Here is a 21,605-nt window from a genome sequence, read left to right as displayed (position 1 = left end):
TCTTAAAATATAAAATGTAAAGAGCGAGTGAAAAAGATAAGAATTCTTTAAGCTTCCTATTAATCACCTTCCGTAAATCCGAGTTACTTAATATCCGCTTATATTAAAACTTAATTTTTCAAATATTTTTATTACCAGAATCTTTTTTAAGCAGGTAATTTCGAATAGAGGAAATAAAATAAAGTGATCCGGTAACTATTATTAGATCGTTTTTTTTATTTTCATTTGACACGAGCAACTCATTCAGCAGTCCCTGCCAAGACATAGAAAAAGTTTTTTTATCTAACTCACATGCAGAATATAAGTCTTCAGCCCTTGCTGCTCTCGGAAAATCAAACGTCGTAAAATGCATGGTAGTTGCAACAGTGCTCAATCGGTCAATCATTTTCTTATAATTTTTATCACTTAGTGCGCTGAATAAAATATGAATTCGTGTATGGGAATAATGCCTTTTAATCGTGTCAATTAAACTTTCAATTCCTTCATCATTATGTGCTCCGTCAACGATCACGACCGGATTTTGATGAATAAGTTCAAAGCGGCCTTTCCACATTGATTTCTTTATTCCTTCTATAACTTCATCATAGGTTACTTTTACTGCCCCTTGCTCTTTTAAGTAGTCAATAACAGAAATAGCAAGTGCTGCATTTTTAATTTGATGATTTCCTCTCATCTTAATTTTGACATTTTCATATGTATTGGTTTTTGTTTTTACAGAGAACTTTTCACCATGTTCCCAGGGTGAGAGGTTCTTTACACTTATATCTTTACCAAATGAGTAATAAGGAGCATTTTTCTCTTTTGCTGTTTGCACTAGCACCTCAAGTGCGTCTTCTTTTTCAGCTGCTGTGAAAATTGGTCTTCCCTTTTTAATGATACCTGCTTTCTCACGAGCAATATCAGTGATCGTGTCACCGAGTATATTCATGTGGTCATACCCTATGTTTGTAATAACAGATAAAATAGGATCTATGACGTTAGTAGAATCCAACCGGCCACCAAGTCCTGTTTCCAGTAATAGAAAGTCAGGTTTATTGACTTTCCCAAAATATAAAAACATCATCGTTGTAATAATTTCAAATTCAGTTGGTGAACCTAAGTCAGTATTTTCTATTTTCTCTGCATATGGCTTTACTTCATTTACTAAAGATAGCATCTCATCATCTGTTATAGACTGGCCATTTACACTTATTCGCTCATTAAATGTTTCGATATAAGGTGAAGTAAAAGTGCCTACCTTGTAACCTGCTTCCATGAGTATATGCAGCATATAAGAAATTGTGGACCCTTTACCGTTCGTTCCCGCTACATGAATGGTCGGGATATTTTTTTCTGGATGGTCTAGCTTATTTAACAGCCATTCCATTCTTTTGAGGCCTGGTTTCACACCAAATTTTAAACGGTCATGAATCCAGTTTATTGCATCATCATACTGTGAAAACACACACATAGCCTCCTTTTCCATGTAAAAACTCGGGAGAACTAATAGTTAGTACCACCCGAGTCACACTTCTATTTAAATCTTAACTGACAGTAATGTTTTATCAATTAACTTGTTATTGAGGTATCAATTATCCTCTTAGCTCTTGAATTCTAGCTAAAACGATGTCACGTTTTTCCAGATAATCTTTTTCTTTTGCTTTTTCTTCCTCAATTACCTTTTCAGGTGCTTTCTTAAGGAAACCTTCATTACCTAATTTCTTCTGAACGCGTTCCACTTCTTTATCGAGTTTTTCACGTTCTTTTTCAAGACGTTTAATTTCTTCTTCAATGTTGATTAATCCTTCAATCGGCAGGATGATTTCAGCACCCGTTACAACAGCTGTCATTGATTTTTCGTTCGCTGTAACTTCTGTGACGATATTTAATGAACTTGTGTTACAGAATTTCTCAATATACGCAAGATTATTTTCCAGTTGTGCTAACACAGCTAGATCTTTCGCCTTGATTGTCATTGGAATTTGCTTGCTCATTGGCGTATTTACTTCAGAACGAATATTACGAACCGCACGAATGACTTCTACTAGTAGTTTCATTTCTGTTGCCGCTTTATGATCTGTTAAATCTTCATTAACAGTTGGCCATGCTGCGATTGTAATCGACTCCCCTTGATGTGGAAGAGACTGCCAAATTTCTTCTGTTATAAATGGCATGAAGGGGTGTAATAACCTCATTGTGTTATCTAGCACATAAGCAAGGATTGAACGCGTTGTTTTCTTCGCTGCTTCATCCTCCCCATACAATGGCAGCTTCGCCATTTCAATGTACCAATCACAGAAGTCATCCCAAATGAAGTTGTAAAGTAATCGTCCTACTTCACCAAACTCATACTTATCAGCCAGTTTCGTCACATTTTCAATAGTTTCATTTAAGCGAGTTAAAATCCATTTATCAGCAACTGACTTTTCACCTGATAAGTCAATTTCTTCAAATGTTAAACCATCCATATTCATGAGAGCAAATCGGGATGCATTCCAGATTTTGTTCGCAAAGTTCCATGTTGATTCCACTTTTTCATAGCTGAATCGTAAATCTTGACCTGGTGAGCTTCCTGTTGATAGGAAGTAGCGTAGTGAATCTGCCCCATATTGCTCAATGACTTCCATCGGGTCTACACCATTTCCTAAAGATTTACTCATTTTACGACCTTGCTCATCACGTACAAGTCCATGAATTAAGACATCCTTGAATGGACGTTTACCTGAGAACTCAAGTCCTTGGAAGATCATGCGAGATACCCAGAAAAAGATAATATCATAGCCTGTTACAAGAGCATCTGTTGGATAATAACGTTTAAAGTCAACTGATTCTGTATCAGGCCAGCCCATTGTTGAAAATGGCCATAAGGCAGAACTGAACCAAGTATCAAGAACATCATTATCTTGTGTCCAATTTTCAATATCTGCCGGCGGCTCTTGATTTACATATACCTCTCCAGTTTCTTTATGGTACCAGGCAGGTATTCGATGTCCCCACCAAAGCTGACGGGAAATACACCAGTCACGAATATTTTCCATCCAACGTAAGTACGTTTTCTCAAAACGATCTGGAACAAAGTTTACTTTTTCATCTTCTTCCTGAAGTTTTATTGCTTCATCTGCGAGTGGTTGCATCTTGACAAACCATTGAGTTGAAAGATATGGTTCAACAACCGCACCGCTTCTTTCACTGTGACCAACAGAATGCATATGTTCTTCAATTTTGAATAATACACCTTGTTCTTGTAGGTCTTTTACAATTTTCTTTCTACATTCAAAGCGATCTAAGCCATTATAAGTTCCAGCATTTGAATTCATAGTTCCATCTTCGTTCATGACTAGAATTCGTTCAAGATTATGACGGTTTCCAAGTTCGAAGTCATTCGGGTCATGTGCAGGCGTTATTTTGACAGCACCTGAACCAAACTCCATATCTACATAATCATCGCCAACAATTGGAATCTCACGTCCAACAATTGGTAAGATAACTTTTTTTCCAATTAGGTGTTTATAACGTTCATCCTCAGGGTGAACAGCGACCGCCGTATCTCCAAGCATTGTTTCCGGACGAGTCGTTGCTACTTCGATTGAACCGGAACCATCAGCAAGTGGATAGCTCATATGATAAAAAGCACCTTGAACATCTTTATAAATAACTTCAATATCTGAGAGAGCTGTTTTTGTTTGCGGATCCCAGTTAATGATATACTCTCCTCGATAAATAAGTCCTTTTTTGTAAAGGGTGACAAACACTTCACGAACCGCTTTTGATAAGCCCTCATCAAGGGTAAAACGTTCGCGTGAATAATCTAAACCTAAACCAATTTTCGCCCATTGCTCACGAATATGGCCTGCGTATTCTTCCTTCCACTTCCATGTTTCTTCAACGAATTTTTCACGACCTAAATCATAGCGTGATTTACCTTCTTCACGTAGCTTTGCCTCTACTTTTGCTTGTGTAGCAATACCAGCATGGTCCATTCCCGGCAGCCATAATACATCATAGCCTTGCATTCTTTTCATACGAGTCAAGATATCTTGTAATGTTGTATCCCAGGCATGACCTAAGTGAAGTTTACCTGTAACATTTGGCGGGGGAATGACAATTGTGTATGGCTGTTTTTTCTCATCCCCTGTAGCCTCAAAGTATTTTCCTTCTAACCAAAAGGAATAGCGGTTTTTTTCGATTGCATTTGGATCATATTTCGTTGGTAATGATAGCTGTTGTTCATTATTTTCCATTCCGTTTTTCTCCTTCACACTATATTTCTCCTTGGATTTTTTGATAGTAAAAATAAAAAACTCCCTTCATCCATAAAAGGACGAAAGGAGAAAATTTCGCGGTACCACCTTTTTTTATAGACTGATTCAGCAAAAAAGCATAAATCAACTCTATACACTCTATATGATAACGGTTTTCACCGACCTCTTCTACTATTCTTTCAAGGAAGTAACTCCTGGGCGACCTTCCAAAGCCTCAACATAAGAAATCTTCCAGCAAATGATTTCTCTCTCTGTAAAGTGAAGACATTGTACTCTTCCCAATCAACGTTTACTAAATATGTAGTTGTTTCTTTCATCTATCTTATATTACTAAATAATTCATTTTACCGTCAATATTTTCTCCATTATTCCTTCCATTCATACAGGCACTTATCACATTTTTTGGAATATCTTACATTAGTGGACGATTTGTACGAAAATTTGATGTTGAACGTATTTTATGAACATGTATAAAAAAGGTGAGAGTTTTTCCAAAAATGAGTGTAAGGAGAGTTATGATATGAAGAAGCGTTATAATCCATATTCGTTACCACCCTGGGTTAGACAAATACGTGAGGTTGGTATTCAAATCATTATTCCGTTAACCATTTTTCAAGGAATACGTACTGTGTTTTTTCCTACAACATTTGATGTTCTTCTTTTAGGGATCTTAATCGGTTTAGCTATTGCTTTACGTTACGATTGGATTTAAAACAAAAAGAGGGGATGCTCCCCTCTCCCTCTTTAAAACTTTATGATTGTTCCTCTGCCTCTATTTTCTTTTTCTCTTCAATCTCAGATACTTTCATCACAAAATATTCTACATTTTTAAACTGCCAATATGCCCTTACTAAATGTTTATTTCTGTCCAACTCAGAGCGCTTTTTCTTCTCCTTCTTATATGTTTTGATTAAATGACATATACGATCAGGATATGCCAAATAGCTTAAAAACAAGGCTCATTTCCTCAGCAGTATAAGGGTATCCCTTTTGATACGTATAAAACCAGTTAACACAATCGTCACTTTGAATCGGATAGGTGGATGCCGTTCGATTCATAAACAGCAAAAAATCATCTATTGGTGAGGCATATTTTGATCGCTCAAAATTCGTTAAATACCCGTTTCCATCATCATCATATAAAAAATGGCGTGCCGATATTTTCCCATGAATTAAGACAACTCTAGTTGACTTTTCTTCTTCCATTAAATTGGACCATTCTTCAAGTTTTTTCTTTGAAAAATCTATCGCACGGGATACTTCTGTATAGTAGGTGACTGCTTGTAATTCAAAAGGTGAAAGATAGATTTTTTGTTCACATTGCTCGACGAATGCTTCGTACATTTCTTTTGCCTGATTCCATCGTTCTACCGTTTCTTCATAATGATTTGATACATCCTTGGTACGAATGTCTAGTTTCTTTTCTGTTTTTTTATGAAGAGTTGCTACCTCTTTAAATAAATATTGATGTCTGGCATCTCGTTCCTCTTCTTGTTCATTTGATAACCATGGCATTAGATAGTAGTATTCACCATTATAGTACGATAAAAGTTGCTGTTGGTTATTGCTGACTAGTGGTACATGATGAGAGTATTTATTATCTTTTAGAATTCTTAAGGAATCTACAAAGTAAGGATTAAAACCTTTTGAGAGCTTTTTCAATACAAATGGACCTGTATCTGTATATATCTTTATTGCTTTTTTACTTATATCCTCAGTGTATTCAGGGGATAGGTTATAATCATGTAACAGCGGCCGAATTTCACTCATTGACAATTGCACCGTTTTTTCACCTCAAATCTTCGGCTTGAACTGAAAAAAACAGCTGAGGATCAGGTAGCCCCCATGCTGTTTTTTATACTATCAGTAGGTATAAGATTTTAGGAATGATAGTATAAGAAAAACTAAGGCTTTCGCCATTTGACTTGGCGACAAGCCAAGTTTTCCTAATTACTTCATACTCAAGTCAAATCATTTTATTTGCTGGTTGAATAGGCTGGAATATAAAGAATTTGTCCTTCATAAACATCTTGATCAGCTTGAAAATCATTAACACGTACAATTTGCTGTATTGATATTTCGTATCTATCACAAATTGAGTTGAGTGTATCACCTTGTTGAACAATGCACATTTTTAAACGAGAAAAGTCTTCTTCGTCATCTCTGGCAAATAAACTGGTTAAATAATGTGAATCCTTCTGCTCTTTCTCATCTCTCTCATCCTGATCTTCAAGCTCTTCCACTTCCTCAACCTCAGCTTCAGATTTTGAAAAGAAGGAATATTGGACTTCTTGCGGCTCTTCATTTTGTTCTTCTTTTCTTACTTCTACTGAGAACGGATCATAAAGATCTTCCTGCTCTTTCTCTTCACCTTGAGCTGGCTCACTATTAAGTTCCTGTTGCTGTTCAGTCTCTTCCGGTTCAATCTCTACCGGTTCTTCTACTTGCGCTGAGAGATCCTGTGCAGAGATTTCAGTTAAGGTTTCTTCTTCACTTTCTTCACGACTTTCCGTAACCTCTTTTTGAATGGTAATCGATGGTGGTGACAATTTGTCCATGTCCGAATCATCCGATTCACTTACATCATAAAATGATGAAAAAGGAGATACAGCTGTCCTTTCAGCTTGAGCGAATGATTCCTCACCAATAACTTCTGTTTCATCTTGACTTTCCCTGTACAATGGTTCAAGCTCTTCTTCTCTAGTTGTTTCAACCTCTTCATTTTGCACAGCTTCACTATCTGAAATCCCGCTTATCGACAAATCTGCTATTAATTTCAAACATTTTAGTTCAGGAAGTTCATAATCAAATGACTCAATCGAAACATAAACATCATCTAATTGTGAAATGCGATTCCTTGGAATGGTAATATCGACTGGAAAGCGATGACTTAATTCACTAATCCCATCATCCCTCGTTTCCACCTCATTTACATATCTTACGTTTGCATATTCAAAGGAATCCCCTTCACTACCATCTTGATCTATTTTGTATTCACCTGTCAGCAGTAGTGCTCCACGAATTGAGATGTACTGATCATGTTCATGAATTGAAATATCAGGATCTAAAGAAATAGATAAAAGTTCAGATACTTCCTGTCCTTTTTGAAACCATACAGATTCTTCAACAGAAAAACGCAGTTGCTGTTCCTGTGACAAAATAATTCCTCCTTTCAAATAGCCTAGTAAAATAACTATGACATTACAGATGTATGTCTGAAAGGAGGAAAATATGAATTAATTTTACCTGTTTCCTGTACAAAAAAAGATCCACCACATTTTGTGATGAATCTTTGTCTTTTATTTTAATAAAGAAAATGCTTTTTTAGCCGCTTCAATTGTACGATCCAAATCTTGATCTGTGTGAGCTGTAGACAAGAATAAGCCTTCAAATTGTGAAGGAGGAAGGAATATTCCTTCATTTGCCATCGTTTGATAATACTTGGCAAAATACTCCAGATTTGATGTTTTAGCTTTTTCATAATTTGTTACATCTTGGTTTGTAAAGAAGAAGCCAATCATAGATCCGGCACGATTGATCGTATGTGGAATCTCATATTCTTTTGCAGCCTTAGATAAACCTTCTTCAAGTTTGTCTGCTTTACGATGAAATTCCTGATAAGATTCTCTTGTTAGCTGCTTTAATGTTTCATAGCCTGCTGTCATGGCTAATGGATTTCCTGATAATGTTCCAGCTTGATAAATTGGACCACTTGGAGCGATTTGCTGCATAATTTCCGCTTTCCCGCCATATGCCCCAACAGGTAGACCACCACCTATGACTTTACCAAGACAAGTTAAATCTGGAGTCACACCATAAAAATCTTGTGCACATCCATAGTCAACACGGAAGCCTGTCATGACTTCGTCAAAAATCAATAATGAACCATATTGTTCTGTTATTGAACGTAATCCCTCTAGAAAGCCTGGTTGAGGAGGGACAACTCCCATGTTACCTGCTACCGGTTCTACAATAACACCTGCAATATCTTCTCCAAATTGCTCAAAAGCGTATCGAATGCTTTCTAAATCATTATAAGGAACTGTAATTGTATCCTTAGCAATTCCCTCCGGAACACCCGGGCTATCAGGCAATCCTAGCGTCGCTACACCAGAGCCTGCCTTAATTAATAAAGAATCACCATGTCCGTGATAACACCCTTCAAATTTCACAATCTTATTGCGGCCAGTAAAGCCTCTTGCTAAGCGCAAAGCACTCATAGTAGCCTCAGTTCCTGAGCTGACCATTCGTACAACTTCAATTGAAGGTACACGATCAATGACAAGCTTTGCAAGCTCATTTTCTATTAATGTAGGCGCACCAAAGCTTGTCCCTGATTCAACAACCTTTTTAATCGCTTCAACTACCGTATCATTGGAGTGACCGTGGATAAGTGGTCCCCATGATAATACATAATCTATATACTCGTTTCCGTCAATGTCATAAATTTTTGAGCCTTTTCCCCGTTCCATAAAAATTGGGTTCATTCCAACTGACTTGAAGGCTCTAACAGGACTATTTACTCCTCCTGGCATTAACGTTTGTGCTTCCTTAAATGCTGTTTCACTTTTAGCGTAACTATTCATCGGAGTGTTCTCCTTTCAACTTTTTCGTAAGAGGTTGTTTAGTTTTCTTCTTTAAGCCAGCGGGCAACGTCTTTTGCAAAATATGTAATCATTAAATCCACACCAGCACGCTTCATTCCGACAAGCATTTCTGTAACGATGGCTTTTTCATCTACCCATCCATTTTGAGCAGCCGCTTTTATCATTGAATATTCACCACTTACATTATAAGCTACAACAGGTACATTAAACTGATTTTTCACATCACGGATAATATCGAGATATGCTAAAGCAGGTTTCACAATCAAGAAATCCGCACCCTCTTCAAGATCTGACTGTGCCTCTCTCAATGCTTCATCACGGTTAGCAGGATCCATTTGGTATGTCTTACGATCCCCAAACTGCGGTGAACTGTGTGCTGCATCTCGGAACGGTCCATAGAATGCACTAGCGTATTTTACAGCATATGACATAATTGGAATATGCTCAAAGCCAGCTTCATCCAATCCATGTCTAATTGCGGCGACAAAGCCGTCCATCATGTTTGAAGGAGCAATGATGTCTGCACCTGCTTTCGCTTGACTTATTGCCGTACGAGCAAGTAGATCTAGTGTTGGATCATTTAACACCTGACCGTTCTCAACGATACCGCAATGTCCATGATCAGTGTATTGACATAGGCATGTATCTGCTACAACAATTAAATCAGGAAATGCCTCTTTCACTTGTCTAGTTGCTCTTTGAACAATCCCTTGATCATGATAAGCTTGTGTTCCTACTTCATCTTTCTCGGCTGGAACCCCAAACAAGATAATGGATTTAATTCCCAATGAAACAATCTCTTCTATTTCTTTATTAAGGAGATCTAGTGATAAATGAAACACACCGGGCATTGATGGTACTTCATTTTGTTTGTTTTCTCCTTCTACAACAAAAATTGGATAAATAAAATCTTCAGGGCGAAGATGTGTTTCTCTCATCATTGCTCTTAAATTATCACTGCTGCGTAATCTTCTATGTCTTGTAAATTGAATATTCATTGAATACCCTCCTTATTTTCCACTGCCTCTATCATCACTTTTATCATATCCTCAATTGTATAAGAATCAGGCATTATCCCAGTAAATCCATACTCCATTAACGTATTACTTGTAATTGGCCCTATGCAGATAAAGGTTATTTTTTTAAGATGTTCCAACAATTCCCTTTGATAGAGTACCTTCATAAAGCTATCAACAGTTGAAGAGCTGGTAAACGTTATAAAATCTATTTCATTACGTTCAATATATGACAATAGTTTGCTTGTCTCTGAATCATTATGTACAGTTTCATAAACAACTAAGTCTTTTACATAGAATCCATGAGCTGTTAATTGTTCGATTAATACTGGCCTTGCGAGATTACCACGTATGACTAGGATTCTTGTGTCACGCTTAAGCTTTTCTTTTATTTTTTCAGCTAGCTTTTCAGCCACAAATTCTTCAGGTATGACCGAAACTGATAAATTAAGCTTTTCCATTTGCTTACTTGTTTTTCTCCCAACAGATGCGGCAACCATATGTTGTAAAGCAGTATAAGGTATATTCCACTGGTCTAGATATTTCTTAAAGAATGTAACACCATTGGCACTTGTAAAGACAATACAATCAAACTCGTCCAAACCATTTAATGTTTGTTTTATATTTTCTTCGTTCGACTGATTCCTCTTTATTTCAAGCAATGGAGTAGATATCGCAAATCCACCCACTTCTTCAACCTTTTGAATAAACTCTTCCACCTGAGCTTTAGCCCTAGTTATTAACACTTTCTTTCCTTGCAATGGAAGAATGGTATTCATTATTGATCAAGCTCCTCTTTTACTCGATCAATCAAGGCTTTTGCCCCCTGATTTGTTAGAAGTTCAGCAACTTTGCCGCCGATTTCATTAGGATCAGTGCCAGAGACCTGTTCTTTATATACCTCTTTACCATCTGGTGAAGCAATTAATCCTGTAAATAGTATTTCTTTTTGAATGTTCACAGTGGCAAAACCAGCGATAGGTACTTGACAGCCGCCTTCCATCTTTGTTAAAAAGGTTCTTTCTGCCGCTACCGCTAATTGTGTTGGTTCATCTGTAAACTTTGCTAATAAGTCTAATAGCTCATGATCATTTTCACGACATTCAATAGCTAATGCGCCTTGTCCAACTGCTGGTAAACAAACCTCTGGATCTAAAAACTCAGTTACGACTTCTTTACTCCAACACATTCTTGATAAGCCTGCAGCTGCTAAAATAATCGCATCATAGTCTTCTGTTTTCAGCTTTTCAAGCCTTGTGTCGATATTTCCTCTAATCCATTTAATTTCTAAATCAGGACGCTCAATTAATAGTTGGGCACTTCTTCTTAAACTACTCGTTCCGATAATAGCTCCGCTTGGTAAATCAGAAAGTTTTTTGTGATCTTTAGAAATAAGTACATCTCTATGGTCTTCACGATTTGGAACACACCCAATCGTTAAACCTTCAGGAAGAATTCCCGGCATATCTTTCATACTATGAACAGCCATATCAATGTCTCCATCTAACATCGCTTGTTCAATTTCTTTCACGAACAGCCCTTTTCCGCCGACCTTTGATAATGTAACATCTAGGATTTTGTCACCTTTCGTGACAATTTCCTTAATTTCAAATTCAAAAGGTAATCCAAATGATTTTAATTGATTGATTACCCAATTTGTTTGAGTTAATGCTAATTTACTACGTCTAGAACCTACTACTATTTTTCGCATAATTGCCTCCTACATTGAAATGCGCAAGCTCCTTGATTAGCATCGGGCAAATAAGTCAATTTTGTAATTGACTTGACCCTAGAGGTGCTAGGCGCTGGAGCTCGACACCAAACTAAATACAAAATTGGTACTTCCTTACCTGTTAAAAAGCCATATCATGAATCCCAAAAATGAAATCTAGATAAACTACCGAACAAGAAAAAGTTAATTAATAACACCAGAAAGGACGCTAAGTTCAGTAAGGCCACAGATTTACCTTGCAATTCCTTTACAATTCGCATATATAAATAGACTCCATATGTAAAAATGACCATAAAAGAACCAAGCACCTTTGCATCATACCAATGAAAATTTTGTACTTTTATATAAGCCCAAATGATACCAAGTATTAGACTTAATAACAGCATTGGTACCCCAATGACATTTAATACATATGACATATGATCAAGTTTTGACAAATCTTCAATTCTAAGAAGGCGCTTTCCCCATTTTTTCTTTTTCAATAAATTATATTGAATGGTATAAAGAATGGAAAAAACAAAAGACAAAGAAAATGCCCCATAGGATAAAATGGCCATTGTAATATGAATCAACAATAATTCTGATACGAGCTGACTTGAAACAGCAGCTGATTCATATTGCGTTGGAGCAAAGGTATGTAGGGCCATCATGATAAACCCGATCACATTTGTAAAGAAGATGATAAACTCTGCTTTTAAGAAACGATTTAACACGACAGACAAAGTAACGAGTACCCACGTATAGAAATACAATCCCTCAAAAACATTCAATACAGGAAATCTTCCTGTTTCAAACATGCGTGCAAATAAAAAAATTGTTTGTAAGAGCCAAACAATAGAAAGCAACCAGAAGGCAGCTTGTTTCGCCTTCCGGTTGTTATTTAAAAAATCTATAAAATATAAAAGTACACATACTGCATAAAGAATAATGGTTACTTCATTAATTCTACTTAAGCTCATCTCCATAAAAGAAAAGTCCTCTCACTTACGATTGAAGTGAAGCACGATAAATCTGTTGGTTCGTACCGACCTCATGACTCTCTGATTTATCTATTTTCATTTGCTCTTCAACAGCATCTTCAATATTAAAGATTTTCATAAATAAATCTAATGATTCCTGAGCATTTTCTTCTCCGGAAAGTTCTTTCACTTTTACGATTGGATCTTTCAGCAACTGATTAATAATACTTTTGGTATGCTTGCTCAGTACCTTTCTTTCACGGTCAGTTAAATTAGGCATTTTACGTTCAATACTTTCCATAGTTTCAGCTTGAATCGCTAAAGCCTTTTGGCGTAAAGCTGAAATAACTGGTACAACTCCAAGAGTGTTAATCCATTGCTTAAATTGAACAATTTCTTCTTCGATCATTAGTTCAATTTTTTCAGCTGCGATCTTTCTTTCTTGTAAATTTGCTTCTACGATTCCTTGCAAATCATCAATATCATATAAAAATACGCTATCTAATTCTGCGAGTCTAGGGTCTAAATCACGTGGTACAGCAATATCCACCATGAATAATGGTCGACCTTTTCTCATTTTCTCAACATGTGTCATCATGTCTTTCGTAATCACAAAATCTTTTGCACCTGTTGAGCTAATAAGAATATCTGCTTCAATAAGGCCACATTGAAGTTCATTTATCCCCTTTGCATATCCATCAAATCGACTTGCTAACTGCTCTGCCTTTTGAAGAGTCCTATTCATAACAGTCACTTTACCAACACCGCTGCCATGTAAATTTTGTGCTGCCAGCTCTCCCATTTTCCCGGCACCTAATATAAGTACATGTTTAGAGCGAAGGTCACCAAAAATCTTCTTCGCAAGTTCAACTGCTGCATAACTAACTGAAACTGCATTTGCGCCAATCTCAGTTTCAGAGTGGGAACGTTTTGCCAGTGTAATCACTTGTTTAAACAACTGATTGAAAACCGTTCCAATAGTATGGTTCTCTTGTGCTTGCAAAAAGCTTGACCGAACCTGACCAAGAATTTGAGTTTCTCCCAAAATCATTGAATCTAAGCCACAAGCAACTTTACATAAATGTTCAAGTGCACCATCCTGCTCAAGGATCGTTAAGTATGGTGATATGTTTTCTTTATCTAATCCGAACCAATCAGCCAAAAAGGCCTTTATATAATAACGACCTGTATGAAGTTGATCTACGACAGCATAAATCTCTGTTCTATTGCAAGTCGATACGATCACATTCTCAAGGATACTTTTTTGTTTTTTTAACTGTTTCATCGCATCAGTAAGCTCATTAGGTTGAAATGAGAGCTTCTCGCGAATTTCAACAGGGGCTGTTTTATAATTTAAGCCGACAACAAGTATATGCATTTTCTTATACACCCCCATGTACAAGGATCTCTACTTATTAGTATATCACTCTTCATTTTAATTCCCTCAAAAAAATGTGAACAGTCTTTGAAACTGTATGTTATGATAATTTATGTTTGTATGTTTGTATGTTTGACTGTTGCACTTTATCTGTGTAATACTTCACAAAGATTCTACACAGTATGACACTATTCTCAACTATTCTCTCTGTACAATATCAGATATTATGCTGTTAATCAAGTTATTGGTTTGGATATGCTTACAGTATTTACTAGTATGTACAATTATGATTATCATTATTTGACAAGAGGTGCACAATGAAAAAAATCACATTATTACCAGCCATTATATTGCTTAGTGTTGGCATTTTTTATTCTATCCAAAAATTAAATATTCATTTATTTGAAGGACAAAGCAGCTGGGAATTTTTATTAATTTTACTTGGCTTTGCATTTTTAATTAGCGGCCATTTCGAACAGGATTCAAGTGCTATTTTACCTGGAATTATTTTAGGAGGAGTCGGGGTTCATTTTTTCTTTTTTGAAAAAGTTCCATCATGGCCGGCACATTCAGCTTCATTTTTATTTATTATCTCAGTCGGCCTTATTTTAACAGCAATAAAAACAAAGTCCGGGTATTTACAAGGAGTAATCTTACTTGCAATCGGCTTATTTTTACACTTTTTTCCCGCAATAATGGGGTCCCTCTCTATTGTTGAAAATGGAGTGAACAGCATTGAAACATACTGGCCATTTTTATTTGTTGTTATTGGCGGTGTTCTATTAGTCGTTATACGTAAAAAGTAAGAGACTCTGGTTATGACCAGAGTCTCTTTTTGTACTATCAGAAAGTATATAAATTTTGTAGATAATCGTATAAGAAAAACTAAGGCTTTCGCCATTAGGACTTGGCGACAAGCCAAGTTTTTCTAAATTATTCCGATGTATATTCTCCGATTATCTTCCAGGCTTCGTCTTTTCCTAATCCTGTTTCAGATGAGAAAATAACAAATTCATCGGATTTTTCCATATTCAAGGCGTCTTTAATTACTTTTGCGTGCTTTTGCCATTTTCCTTTTGGGATTTTGTCCGCTTTCGTTCCGACAATTATAGTCGGAATGTCATAATGCTTTAGGAAATCATACATTAGCATGTCATCATTTGTTGGCGGATGGCGAAGGTCGATCAGCAAAATGACGGCTCGAAGCTGCTCACGGGACGTAATATATGTTTCAATCATTTTCCCCCAAGCTTCTCTCTCTTTCTTACTAACCTTCGCATATCCATAACCAGGTACATCTACAAAATGTAGTTGTTCGTTAATAATATAAAAGTTTAACGTTTGGGTTTTCCCTGGCTTTGATGAAATTCTAGCTAGAGCTTTCCTACCTAGCATTTTATTAATAAAGGAAGACTTTCCAACATTCGATCTACCAGCTAAAGCAATCTCAGGTAAATCTCCTTCTGGATATTGTTGTGGCTTAACAGCACTAATCACGATTTCTGAACTTGTAACCTTCATTCTTTCTCCTCTGTTAGCGCATGTTTTAACACTTCATCTAAATGTGAGACAAGGACAATGGTCAATTCTTTTCGGACACTTTCCGGAATATCGTCCAAGTCTTTTTCATTATCCTTTGGTGCAATGATTTTTGTTAATCCTGCCCGATGTGCACTAAGTGTTTTTTCTTTTAACCCGCCAATTGGCAGTACCCGTCCACGCAGTGTAATTTCACCAGTCATCCCAACTTCTTTACGAACTGCTCTGCCGGTTAATGCTGAAATCAACGCTGTTGCCATTGTGATACCCGCTGATGGCCCATCCTTTGGTACAGCACCTTCTGGTACATGAATATGGATATCATTCTTTTCATGGAAATCACGATCAATATGAAGCTCTTCAGCACGGGAGCGGATATAACTAAACGCAGCCTGAGCTGATTCCTTCATAACATCTCCAAGCTTCCCTGTAAGAATGAGCTTCCCTTTACCAGGTGCTACTGACACTTCAATTGAAAGTGTGTCACCGCCTACAGTTGTATAAGCTAAGCCAGTTGCTACACCTACTTGGTCTTCTAATTCCGCCTGTCCGTATCTAAATCGTTTCTTCCCTAGAAAATCTTCAATATTTTTATCTGTAATGACGATTTTTTTACGTTCCTGCTTAACAATCATTTTAGCCGCTTTTCGGCAAACACCTGCTAGTTGGCGTTCTAAGCTACGAACACCAGCTTCTCTTGTGTAATAACGAATAATGCTTTGAATGGCATCTTCTCGTAGTTGCAGATGTGATTTTTTTAAGCCGTGATCTTTTAACTGTTTTGGCAATAAGTGATCTTTTGCAATATGAACCTTTTCCAGTTCAGTATAGCCCGCTATATTTATAATTTCCATACGATCGCGAAGTGGCCCCGGGATCGTAGCAAGATTATTTGCAGTTGCAATGAACATAACTTTTGATAAATCATATGTCTCTTCAATATAATGATCACTAAAATTATGATTTTGCTCTGGATCCAATACTTCAAGCAAGGCTGATGAAGGATCTCCCCTAAAATCACTTGACATTTTGTCTATTTCATCTAATAGAAAAACAGGGTTTACTGTTCCGGCTTTTTTCATACCTTGAATAATTCTGCCAGGCATTGCTCCTACATATGTTCGTCTATGACCACGTATCTCTGACTCGTCTCTTACACCACCAAGTGAAATCCTGACAAAATGACGATTTAATGATTTTGCCACTGACTTAGCTAATGATGTCTTACCAACACCAGGTGGTCCTGCAAGGCAAAGAATTGGCCCTTTTAGCGAGTTTGTCAACTGTTGGACGGCCAAATATTCGATTACCCTGTCTTTTACTTTTTCAAGACCGTAATGTTCTTCATTCAAGATTTCTTCCGCAACATTCACATCTAGACGATCTTCAGTTGCTTTTGTCCACGGTAATGAGATTAGCCATTCAATATAATTGCGAATAACGGCACTTTCAGCAGAGCTTGACGGTACCTTTTCATATCGATCAAGTTCCTTTAGAGCAACTTCCTTCACATGTACCGGCATTCCGACTTCATCTAAACGCTCTTTAAGTGTGGAAACTTCCCCTAGCTTTCCTTCCTTTTCACCAAGCTCTTTTTGGATTGCCTTCATCTGTTCACGTAAATAGTATTCTTTTTGTGTTCGTTCCATTGATTTTTTTACACGTTGACCGATTTTTTTCTCAAGTTGGACAACTTCTTTTTCATTATGGAGGATTGAGATCACTTTATTTAAACGCTCTGTCACATCAAGAGTCTCTAGTACCTCCTGCTTATCTTTAAGTTTTAAAGGTAGATGTGAGGTAATAATGTCTGCCATTCTTCCAGGTTCTGTGATATCAGATACTGTTGCATATGTTTCTGCTGAAATCTTCTTCGAAAGCTTTATGTATTGCTCAAAGTATTCTAGCATGGTTCTCATTAACGCTTCTTCTTCAACACTTTTTTCTTCCGGGTCCGGATATACGGCAACTTCAACAGCGTAATATTCTTCTTCATCTACAAAGCGTTGGATTTCCCCACGCTCTAATCCCTCAACAAGCACTCGAATGGTCCCGTTAGGTAATTTTAACATTTGCTTAATTTTCGTTAATGTTCCAATTTCATAAATATCTTCTTTTTTTGGCTCATCTATCGAAATCTCTTTTTGTGTCGTTAAAAAGATAATATGATCATCCATCATTGCCTTTTCTAACGCCTGTACAGATTTATCTCTCCCTACATCAAGATGTAGTACCATTGTTGGATATACTAACAAGCCTCTTAATGGTAGGAGGGGTACGATTTGAGTAGTTGATTTCGCCATGCGTTTACACCTCCATGACAATATAGTTCATTCTTGTACAATTCTATCTTATTCTTTTTATAGTGTCTATTTTAACCACTTTTAGTCAATAGGTAGTATACCCTAAACTAATCTACCTGAAAAAAATTGTGATAGATGAAGCATCGGCTAAACTCATATAGTATTAAGAAAAAGAATAATGCCTATTTTACACTATAATTCCTGCTTAGATAATATATTTTATAGAATATATATGAAAACATGAGTAGAGACCTCCTTCTATAATGACCAATACATGGTCTTAAGTTGGTAGGTCCCTTTATGAGATTAAACTGATTCCTGATGTGGAAAGTTTTGTGAACTTTTTTGAATTCTATTAGGTATTTCAGTTGGCGGATCAACAAGAGCTATATCAAATACCTCTTGTAAATGTGTGACAGGAATAATCGTAATTCCTTCAATATCTTTCAGAATCGATTGGACATTCTCCTTTGGAATAATCACAGTGTCTGCTCCTGCCTTTTTAGCTGCCTTGATCTTTGGTATAACTCCACCAATCGGCTTAACATTTCCGTGAATACTGATCTCTCCAGTCATCGCGACTTTATTGCTGATAGGGATTTTGTGGATAGCTGAAAAAATACCTGTTGCCATTGCAATACCAGCAGAAGGTCCATCAATTGGTGTCCCTCCTGGGAAATTCACATGGATGTCATAATCTGCAGCCTGAATTCCCATCGAGCGTAAAACAGTGATCACATTTTCCACTGAACCTTTCGCCATACTTTTTCTGCGAATGGATTTCGAACGGTCACCTATGCTTTCTTCTTCCACAATACCTGTAATATTAATTGTGCCCTTTTCTTTTTCAGCAGGAATAACCGTTACTTCTATTTCGAGTAATGCACCCGTATTCGGCCCATAAACAGCGAGACCATTTACTAAACCAACCTTTGATGTTTCTTCAATTTTCTTTTCATGACGTGGCGTTAATTGACTTGAATGGATGACCCATTCTATATCTTCAACAGTAATTTCCTTACGATCTTCTGACATGGCCATTCCTGTTGCAATTTGCATTAAGTTTACAACTTCACGTCCATTTCGAACATAAGATGTCAGCAAGTGAATTCCTGCTTCACTAACTTCCATTTCTACCTTATCTGCTGCTTTTCTAGCAACGACAGCGAGTTCTTCCTGCTCTAAATCTCTAAAAAAGACTTCGAGACATCTTGAACGAATTGCCGGTGGAATTTCGTTTGGTGTTCTTGTAGTAGCTCCTATTAAGCGGAAATCGGCTGGTAGACCATTTTTAAAGATATCATGAATATGCGTTGGAATCTGTGTGTTCTCTTCGTTGTAATAAGCACTTTCTAGGAAAACTTTCCGATCCTCTAACACCTTTAATAGCTTATTCATCTGAATTGGATGTAATTCTCCAATTTCATCAATAAATAAGACGCCTCCATGTGCGTGTGAAACTGCTCCTTGTTTTGGTTGGGGAATTCCAGCCTGTCCCATAGCCCCGGCTCCTTGATAAATAGGATCATGAACTGATCCGATTAACGGATCTGCAATTCCCCTTTCATCAAACCTCGCTGTTGTTGCATCAAGTTCAACAAAAACAGCATTTTCTTTGAACGGTGATCTTTTATTACGTTTTGCTTCTTCTAATACTAATCTCGCCGCTGCTGTTTTTCCAACTCCGGGTGGTCCATATACAATAACATGCTGAGGATTAGATCCACAGAGGGCAGCACGCAAGGAACGAATCCCATCTTGTTGTCCCACTATATCTTGAAAGCTCTTTGGACGAACTTTTTCAGCTAAAGGTTCTGTAAGTCTAATAGCCCTCATCTTCCTTAGCTGTTCCATTTCTTTTTTAGATTCTCGATCAATTGAAATCTTTTGACTTCGCTGATTTTTTAATAAGTTCCAAAAATACAATCCAATAACAATCCCAAAAAATAACTGAATAAACAAAGCGATACTAGTCCAGCTCATTTGTCGGTCCCTCCTACCATGATGTCGTCTTACCGCTACGATGGAAATAAAACTACATATATGACTTCGTTGAGAGGTCTTTTCCAATCCTTTTGCCCTAGTCAATTTTTTCACTAACTTATTAAATATGATCTGTTTTTTCTATATGTATAGGAAGATCATCTCCCCATAGGTGGACAATAGGGCAAGCTTTGCTTGCCATCTTTTTGTAGAAGCGGTTATTTATAGCTAGTATCTCCTTTGTTTCTTTGGAATAAACATCACTCTAAGGAAAGTTTTAGCTTATGAATACGTATAAAAGAAACTCATTAGTTATTGCGGTAGAATAAGCCCTAACATACAAAAAAGGAAGCCGGTAGTATGCGGCTTCCTTTTTGTATATATGTTATGCAGATGTCTTTTTGTCTTCTTGGATAACAGTTCCATCACTTAAAACAAGTTTAGGAGGTGTTTCTCCCAAAACAGTTTCAGCTGTAATGATAGCTTTTACAATATCCTCACGTGATGGTAAGTCAAACATCATATCAAGCATAATGCCCTCGATAATTGACCTTAAACCACGTGCACCTGTTTTTCTTTCAATCGCTTTTTTAGCAATTTCTAAAAGAGCTCCATCTTCAAATTCAAGTTCAACACCATCTAAATCAAGCATTTTTTGGTATTGCTTTACAAGTGCATTCTTTGGTTTAGTTAAGATTTCAACTAATGCCTCTTCATCTAGCGGCTCTAAACTTGCAATTACAGGTAAACGACCAATAAATTCAGGTATTAAACCAAATTTTAATAAGTCTTCCGGTAGTACCTGGGAAAGTAATGCTTTCTTATCAAGATCAGCATTTTTGTTATCTGAACCAAAGCCAATTACTTTGCGTCCTAGGCGACGTTTGATAATTTGCTCAATCCCATCAAATGCTCCCCCACAAATAAATAAGATATTTGTTGTATCAATTTGAATAAATTCCTGATGTGGATGTTTTCTACCACCTTGTGGAGGAACGCTCGCCACTGTACCTTCAAGAATTTTCAAGAGTGCCTGTTGTACACCTTCACCAGATACATCACGTGTTATAGATGGGTTTTCGGATTTACGGGCCACCTTATCAATTTCATCAATATAGATGATTCCCTTTTCAGCCTTTTCTACATCGTAATCTGCAGCTTGAATAAGTTTAAGTAAAATATTTTCAACATCTTCTCCAACATATCCTGCTTCAGTTAGTGACGTAGCATCAGCAATCGCAAATGGAACATTTAATATTCTAGCTAAAGTTTGAGCTAGTAAAGTTTTCCCGCTACCAGTTGGCCCGATCATCGAAATATTACTTTTTGAAAGCTCAACATCATCAATTTTACTATTAGAGTTAATCCGCTTATAGTGATTATACACGGCCACAGCTAATGATTTCTTTGCTTGATCTTGGCCAATTACATATTCATTCAGGATCTCTTGGATTTCTCTTGGCTTCGGTACATCTTTAAATTCAACTTCTTCCTCTGTTCCCAACTCTTCTTCCACAATCTCAGTGCAAAGCTCAATACATTCATCACATATATAGACTCCAGGTCCGGCTACAAGCTTACGAACCTGATCTTGAGTTTTTCCGCAAAACGAACATTTTAATTGTCCTTTTTCATCGTTAAATTTAAACATTGTTTCACCCCTTATATCTTTATCTCAAACAAGCTATTCCATCTTACCCTTATCGCTTTTACTAACAGAAAAATAGGTAGATGAAGATGGACCAAAGAAAAACAATTGTCTAGAAAAACTTGACTGGACGCCAATGCCTAAGGCGGAGCCTTTGGTTTTTCTTACTACTGTCAACATGAAAGCTTGAAACTTTTTG

17 protein-coding genes and 1 other annotated feature are annotated in these 21,605 nt (G+C 36.9%); of the genes, 2 read left to right on the top strand and 15 right to left on the bottom strand.

The features are described 5' to 3' along the window. Positions 1-118 precede the first annotated feature (118 nt). Entirely contained in the window at positions 119-1,444 is a 1,326-nt protein-coding gene (locus AC0L8O_RS04820; protein ID WP_473446813.1) for a bifunctional folylpolyglutamate synthase/dihydrofolate synthase, read from the bottom strand. A gap of 127 nt (positions 1,445-1,571) precedes the next feature. Next, positions 1,572-4,220: a valine--tRNA ligase gene (locus AC0L8O_RS04815; protein ID WP_473448659.1), complete on the bottom strand. Its 2,649-nt coding sequence runs from the start codon at positions 4,218-4,220 to the stop codon at positions 1,572-1,574. A 73-nt stretch (positions 4,221-4,293) separates the two neighbouring features. Next, positions 4,294-4,536 (bottom strand) — a binding site (T-box leader). Positions 4,537-4,761: 225 nt separating this feature from the next. On the opposite strand from AC0L8O_RS04815, the gene AC0L8O_RS04810 reads away from it, so the two are divergent. Beyond that, the gene (locus tag AC0L8O_RS04810; protein WP_026558584.1) at positions 4,762-4,953 is read left to right on the top strand and encodes a hypothetical protein; all 192 of its coding nucleotides are present in this window, start codon (positions 4,762-4,764) and stop codon (positions 4,951-4,953) included. Between the two features lie 40 nt (positions 4,954-4,993). On the opposite strand, the gene AC0L8O_RS04805 is transcribed toward AC0L8O_RS04810, so the two are convergent. The 9 genes from AC0L8O_RS04805 to hemA form a co-directional block, all read right to left on the bottom strand. Beyond that, positions 4,994-5,197: a hypothetical protein gene (locus tag AC0L8O_RS04805; protein WP_473446812.1), complete on the bottom strand. Its 204-nt coding sequence runs from the start codon at positions 5,195-5,197 to the stop codon at positions 4,994-4,996. Then, positions 5,169-6,023, bottom strand: coding sequence for a spore coat protein YsxE (gene ysxE, locus AC0L8O_RS04800; RefSeq protein ID WP_473446811.1), 855 nt, complete (start codon positions 6,021-6,023; stop codon positions 5,169-5,171). The genes AC0L8O_RS04805 and ysxE overlap by 29 nt, the downstream gene beginning before the upstream one ends. Positions 6,024-6,217: 194 nt before the next feature. Beyond that, positions 6,218-7,399: a stage VI sporulation protein D gene (gene spoVID, locus AC0L8O_RS04795; protein WP_473446810.1), complete on the bottom strand. Its 1,182-nt coding sequence runs from the start codon at positions 7,397-7,399 to the stop codon at positions 6,218-6,220. Positions 7,400-7,540: 141 nt separating this feature from the next. Next, positions 7,541-8,827, bottom strand: a complete 1,287-nt coding sequence (gene hemL, locus AC0L8O_RS04790; protein WP_473446809.1) for a glutamate-1-semialdehyde 2,1-aminomutase — start codon at positions 8,825-8,827, stop codon at positions 7,541-7,543. A gap of 38 nt (positions 8,828-8,865) precedes the next feature. Beyond that, positions 8,866-9,846, bottom strand: a complete 981-nt coding sequence (gene hemB, locus AC0L8O_RS04785; protein WP_473446808.1) for a porphobilinogen synthase — start codon at positions 9,844-9,846, stop codon at positions 8,866-8,868. Beyond that, a complete protein-coding gene (locus tag AC0L8O_RS04780) occupies positions 9,843-10,643 on the bottom strand; it encodes a uroporphyrinogen-III synthase (RefSeq protein ID WP_473446807.1) in 801 nt (266 codons plus the stop codon). Before AC0L8O_RS04780 ends, hemB begins: the two co-directional genes overlap by 4 nt. Then, positions 10,643-11,575 carry a hydroxymethylbilane synthase gene (gene hemC, locus AC0L8O_RS04775; protein ID WP_473446806.1) on the bottom strand — a complete coding sequence of 311 codons (933 nt, stop codon included), beginning with the start codon at positions 11,573-11,575 and terminating at the stop codon, positions 10,643-10,645. Before hemC ends, AC0L8O_RS04780 begins: the two co-directional genes overlap by 1 nt. Before the next feature lie 155 nt (positions 11,576-11,730). After that, a complete protein-coding gene (locus tag AC0L8O_RS04770; RefSeq protein ID WP_026561732.1) occupies positions 11,731-12,561 on the bottom strand; it encodes a cytochrome C assembly family protein in 831 nt (276 codons plus the stop codon). Between the two features lie 19 nt (positions 12,562-12,580). Continuing rightward, positions 12,581-13,933, bottom strand: a complete 1,353-nt coding sequence (gene hemA / locus AC0L8O_RS04765; RefSeq protein WP_473446805.1) for a glutamyl-tRNA reductase — start codon at positions 13,931-13,933, stop codon at positions 12,581-12,583. A gap of 317 nt (positions 13,934-14,250) precedes the next feature. Between hemA and AC0L8O_RS04760 the strand changes: the two genes are divergently transcribed. Beyond that, positions 14,251-14,739 (top strand): hypothetical protein, encoded by a 489-nt coding sequence (locus AC0L8O_RS04760; RefSeq protein ID WP_473446804.1) that lies wholly within the window; start codon positions 14,251-14,253, stop codon positions 14,737-14,739. Positions 14,740-14,866: 127 nt separating this feature from the next. Here the strand turns inward: AC0L8O_RS04760 and yihA are convergent, their stop codons facing one another. From yihA to clpX, 4 genes are all read right to left on the bottom strand, one after another. Next, positions 14,867-15,454 carry a ribosome biogenesis GTP-binding protein YihA/YsxC gene (gene yihA, locus AC0L8O_RS04755; protein WP_473446803.1) on the bottom strand — a complete coding sequence of 196 codons (588 nt, stop codon included), beginning with the start codon at positions 15,452-15,454 and terminating at the stop codon, positions 14,867-14,869. Beyond that, positions 15,451-17,775 carry an endopeptidase La gene (gene lon, locus AC0L8O_RS04750; protein WP_473446802.1) on the bottom strand — a complete coding sequence of 775 codons (2,325 nt, stop codon included), beginning with the start codon at positions 17,773-17,775 and terminating at the stop codon, positions 15,451-15,453. Before lon ends, yihA begins: the two co-directional genes overlap by 4 nt. A gap of 306 nt (positions 17,776-18,081) precedes the next feature. After that, positions 18,082-19,758, bottom strand: a complete 1,677-nt coding sequence (lonB, locus tag AC0L8O_RS04745; RefSeq protein ID WP_473446801.1) for an ATP-dependent protease LonB — start codon at positions 19,756-19,758, stop codon at positions 18,082-18,084. 385 nt (positions 19,759-20,143) lie between these two features. Continuing rightward, positions 20,144-21,409, bottom strand: coding sequence for an ATP-dependent protease ATP-binding subunit ClpX (gene clpX / locus AC0L8O_RS04740; protein ID WP_026561726.1), 1,266 nt, complete (start codon positions 21,407-21,409; stop codon positions 20,144-20,146). Between the last annotated feature and the right edge of the window lie 196 nt (positions 21,410-21,605).

The organism is Metabacillus sp. KJ11-3 (assembly GCF_055808295.1).
Note: the sequence above shows the minus strand (reverse complement) of the source record. Positions and strands in the feature narration are given on the sequence as shown.

Bases quoted from the DNA above. Each gene is read 5' to 3' on its own strand.
- clpX (WP_026561726.1), bottom strand. From the start codon at position 21,409: ATGTTTAAATTTAACGATGAAAAAGGACAATTAAAATGTTCGTTTTGC.
- yihA (WP_473446803.1), bottom strand. From the start codon at position 15,454: ATGAAGGTTACAAGTTCAGAAATCGTGATTAGTGCTGTTAAGCCACAA.
- AC0L8O_RS04810 (WP_026558584.1), top strand. From the start codon at position 4,762: ATGAAGAAGCGTTATAATCCATATTCGTTACCACCCTGGGTTAGACAA.
- AC0L8O_RS04815 (WP_473448659.1), bottom strand. From the start codon at position 4,220: ATGGAAAATAATGAACAACAGCTATCATTACCAACGAAATATGATCCA.
- AC0L8O_RS04760 (WP_473446804.1), top strand. From the start codon at position 14,251: ATGAAAAAAATCACATTATTACCAGCCATTATATTGCTTAGTGTTGGC.
- hemL (WP_473446809.1), bottom strand. From the start codon at position 8,827: ATGAATAGTTACGCTAAAAGTGAAACAGCATTTAAGGAAGCACAAACG.
- hemB (WP_473446808.1), bottom strand. From the start codon at position 9,846: ATGAATATTCAATTTACAAGACATAGAAGATTACGCAGCAGTGATAAT.
- AC0L8O_RS04770 (WP_026561732.1), bottom strand. From the start codon at position 12,561: ATGGAGATGAGCTTAAGTAGAATTAATGAAGTAACCATTATTCTTTAT.
- hemA (WP_473446805.1), bottom strand. From the start codon at position 13,933: ATGCATATACTTGTTGTCGGCTTAAATTATAAAACAGCCCCTGTTGAA.
- lon (WP_473446802.1), bottom strand. From the start codon at position 17,775: ATGGCGAAATCAACTACTCAAATCGTACCCCTCCTACCATTAAGAGGC.
- lonB (WP_473446801.1), bottom strand. From the start codon at position 19,758: ATGAGCTGGACTAGTATCGCTTTGTTTATTCAGTTATTTTTTGGGATT.
- AC0L8O_RS04780 (WP_473446807.1), bottom strand. From the start codon at position 10,643: ATGAATACCATTCTTCCATTGCAAGGAAAGAAAGTGTTAATAACTAGG.
- hemC (WP_473446806.1), bottom strand. From the start codon at position 11,575: ATGCGAAAAATAGTAGTAGGTTCTAGACGTAGTAAATTAGCATTAACT.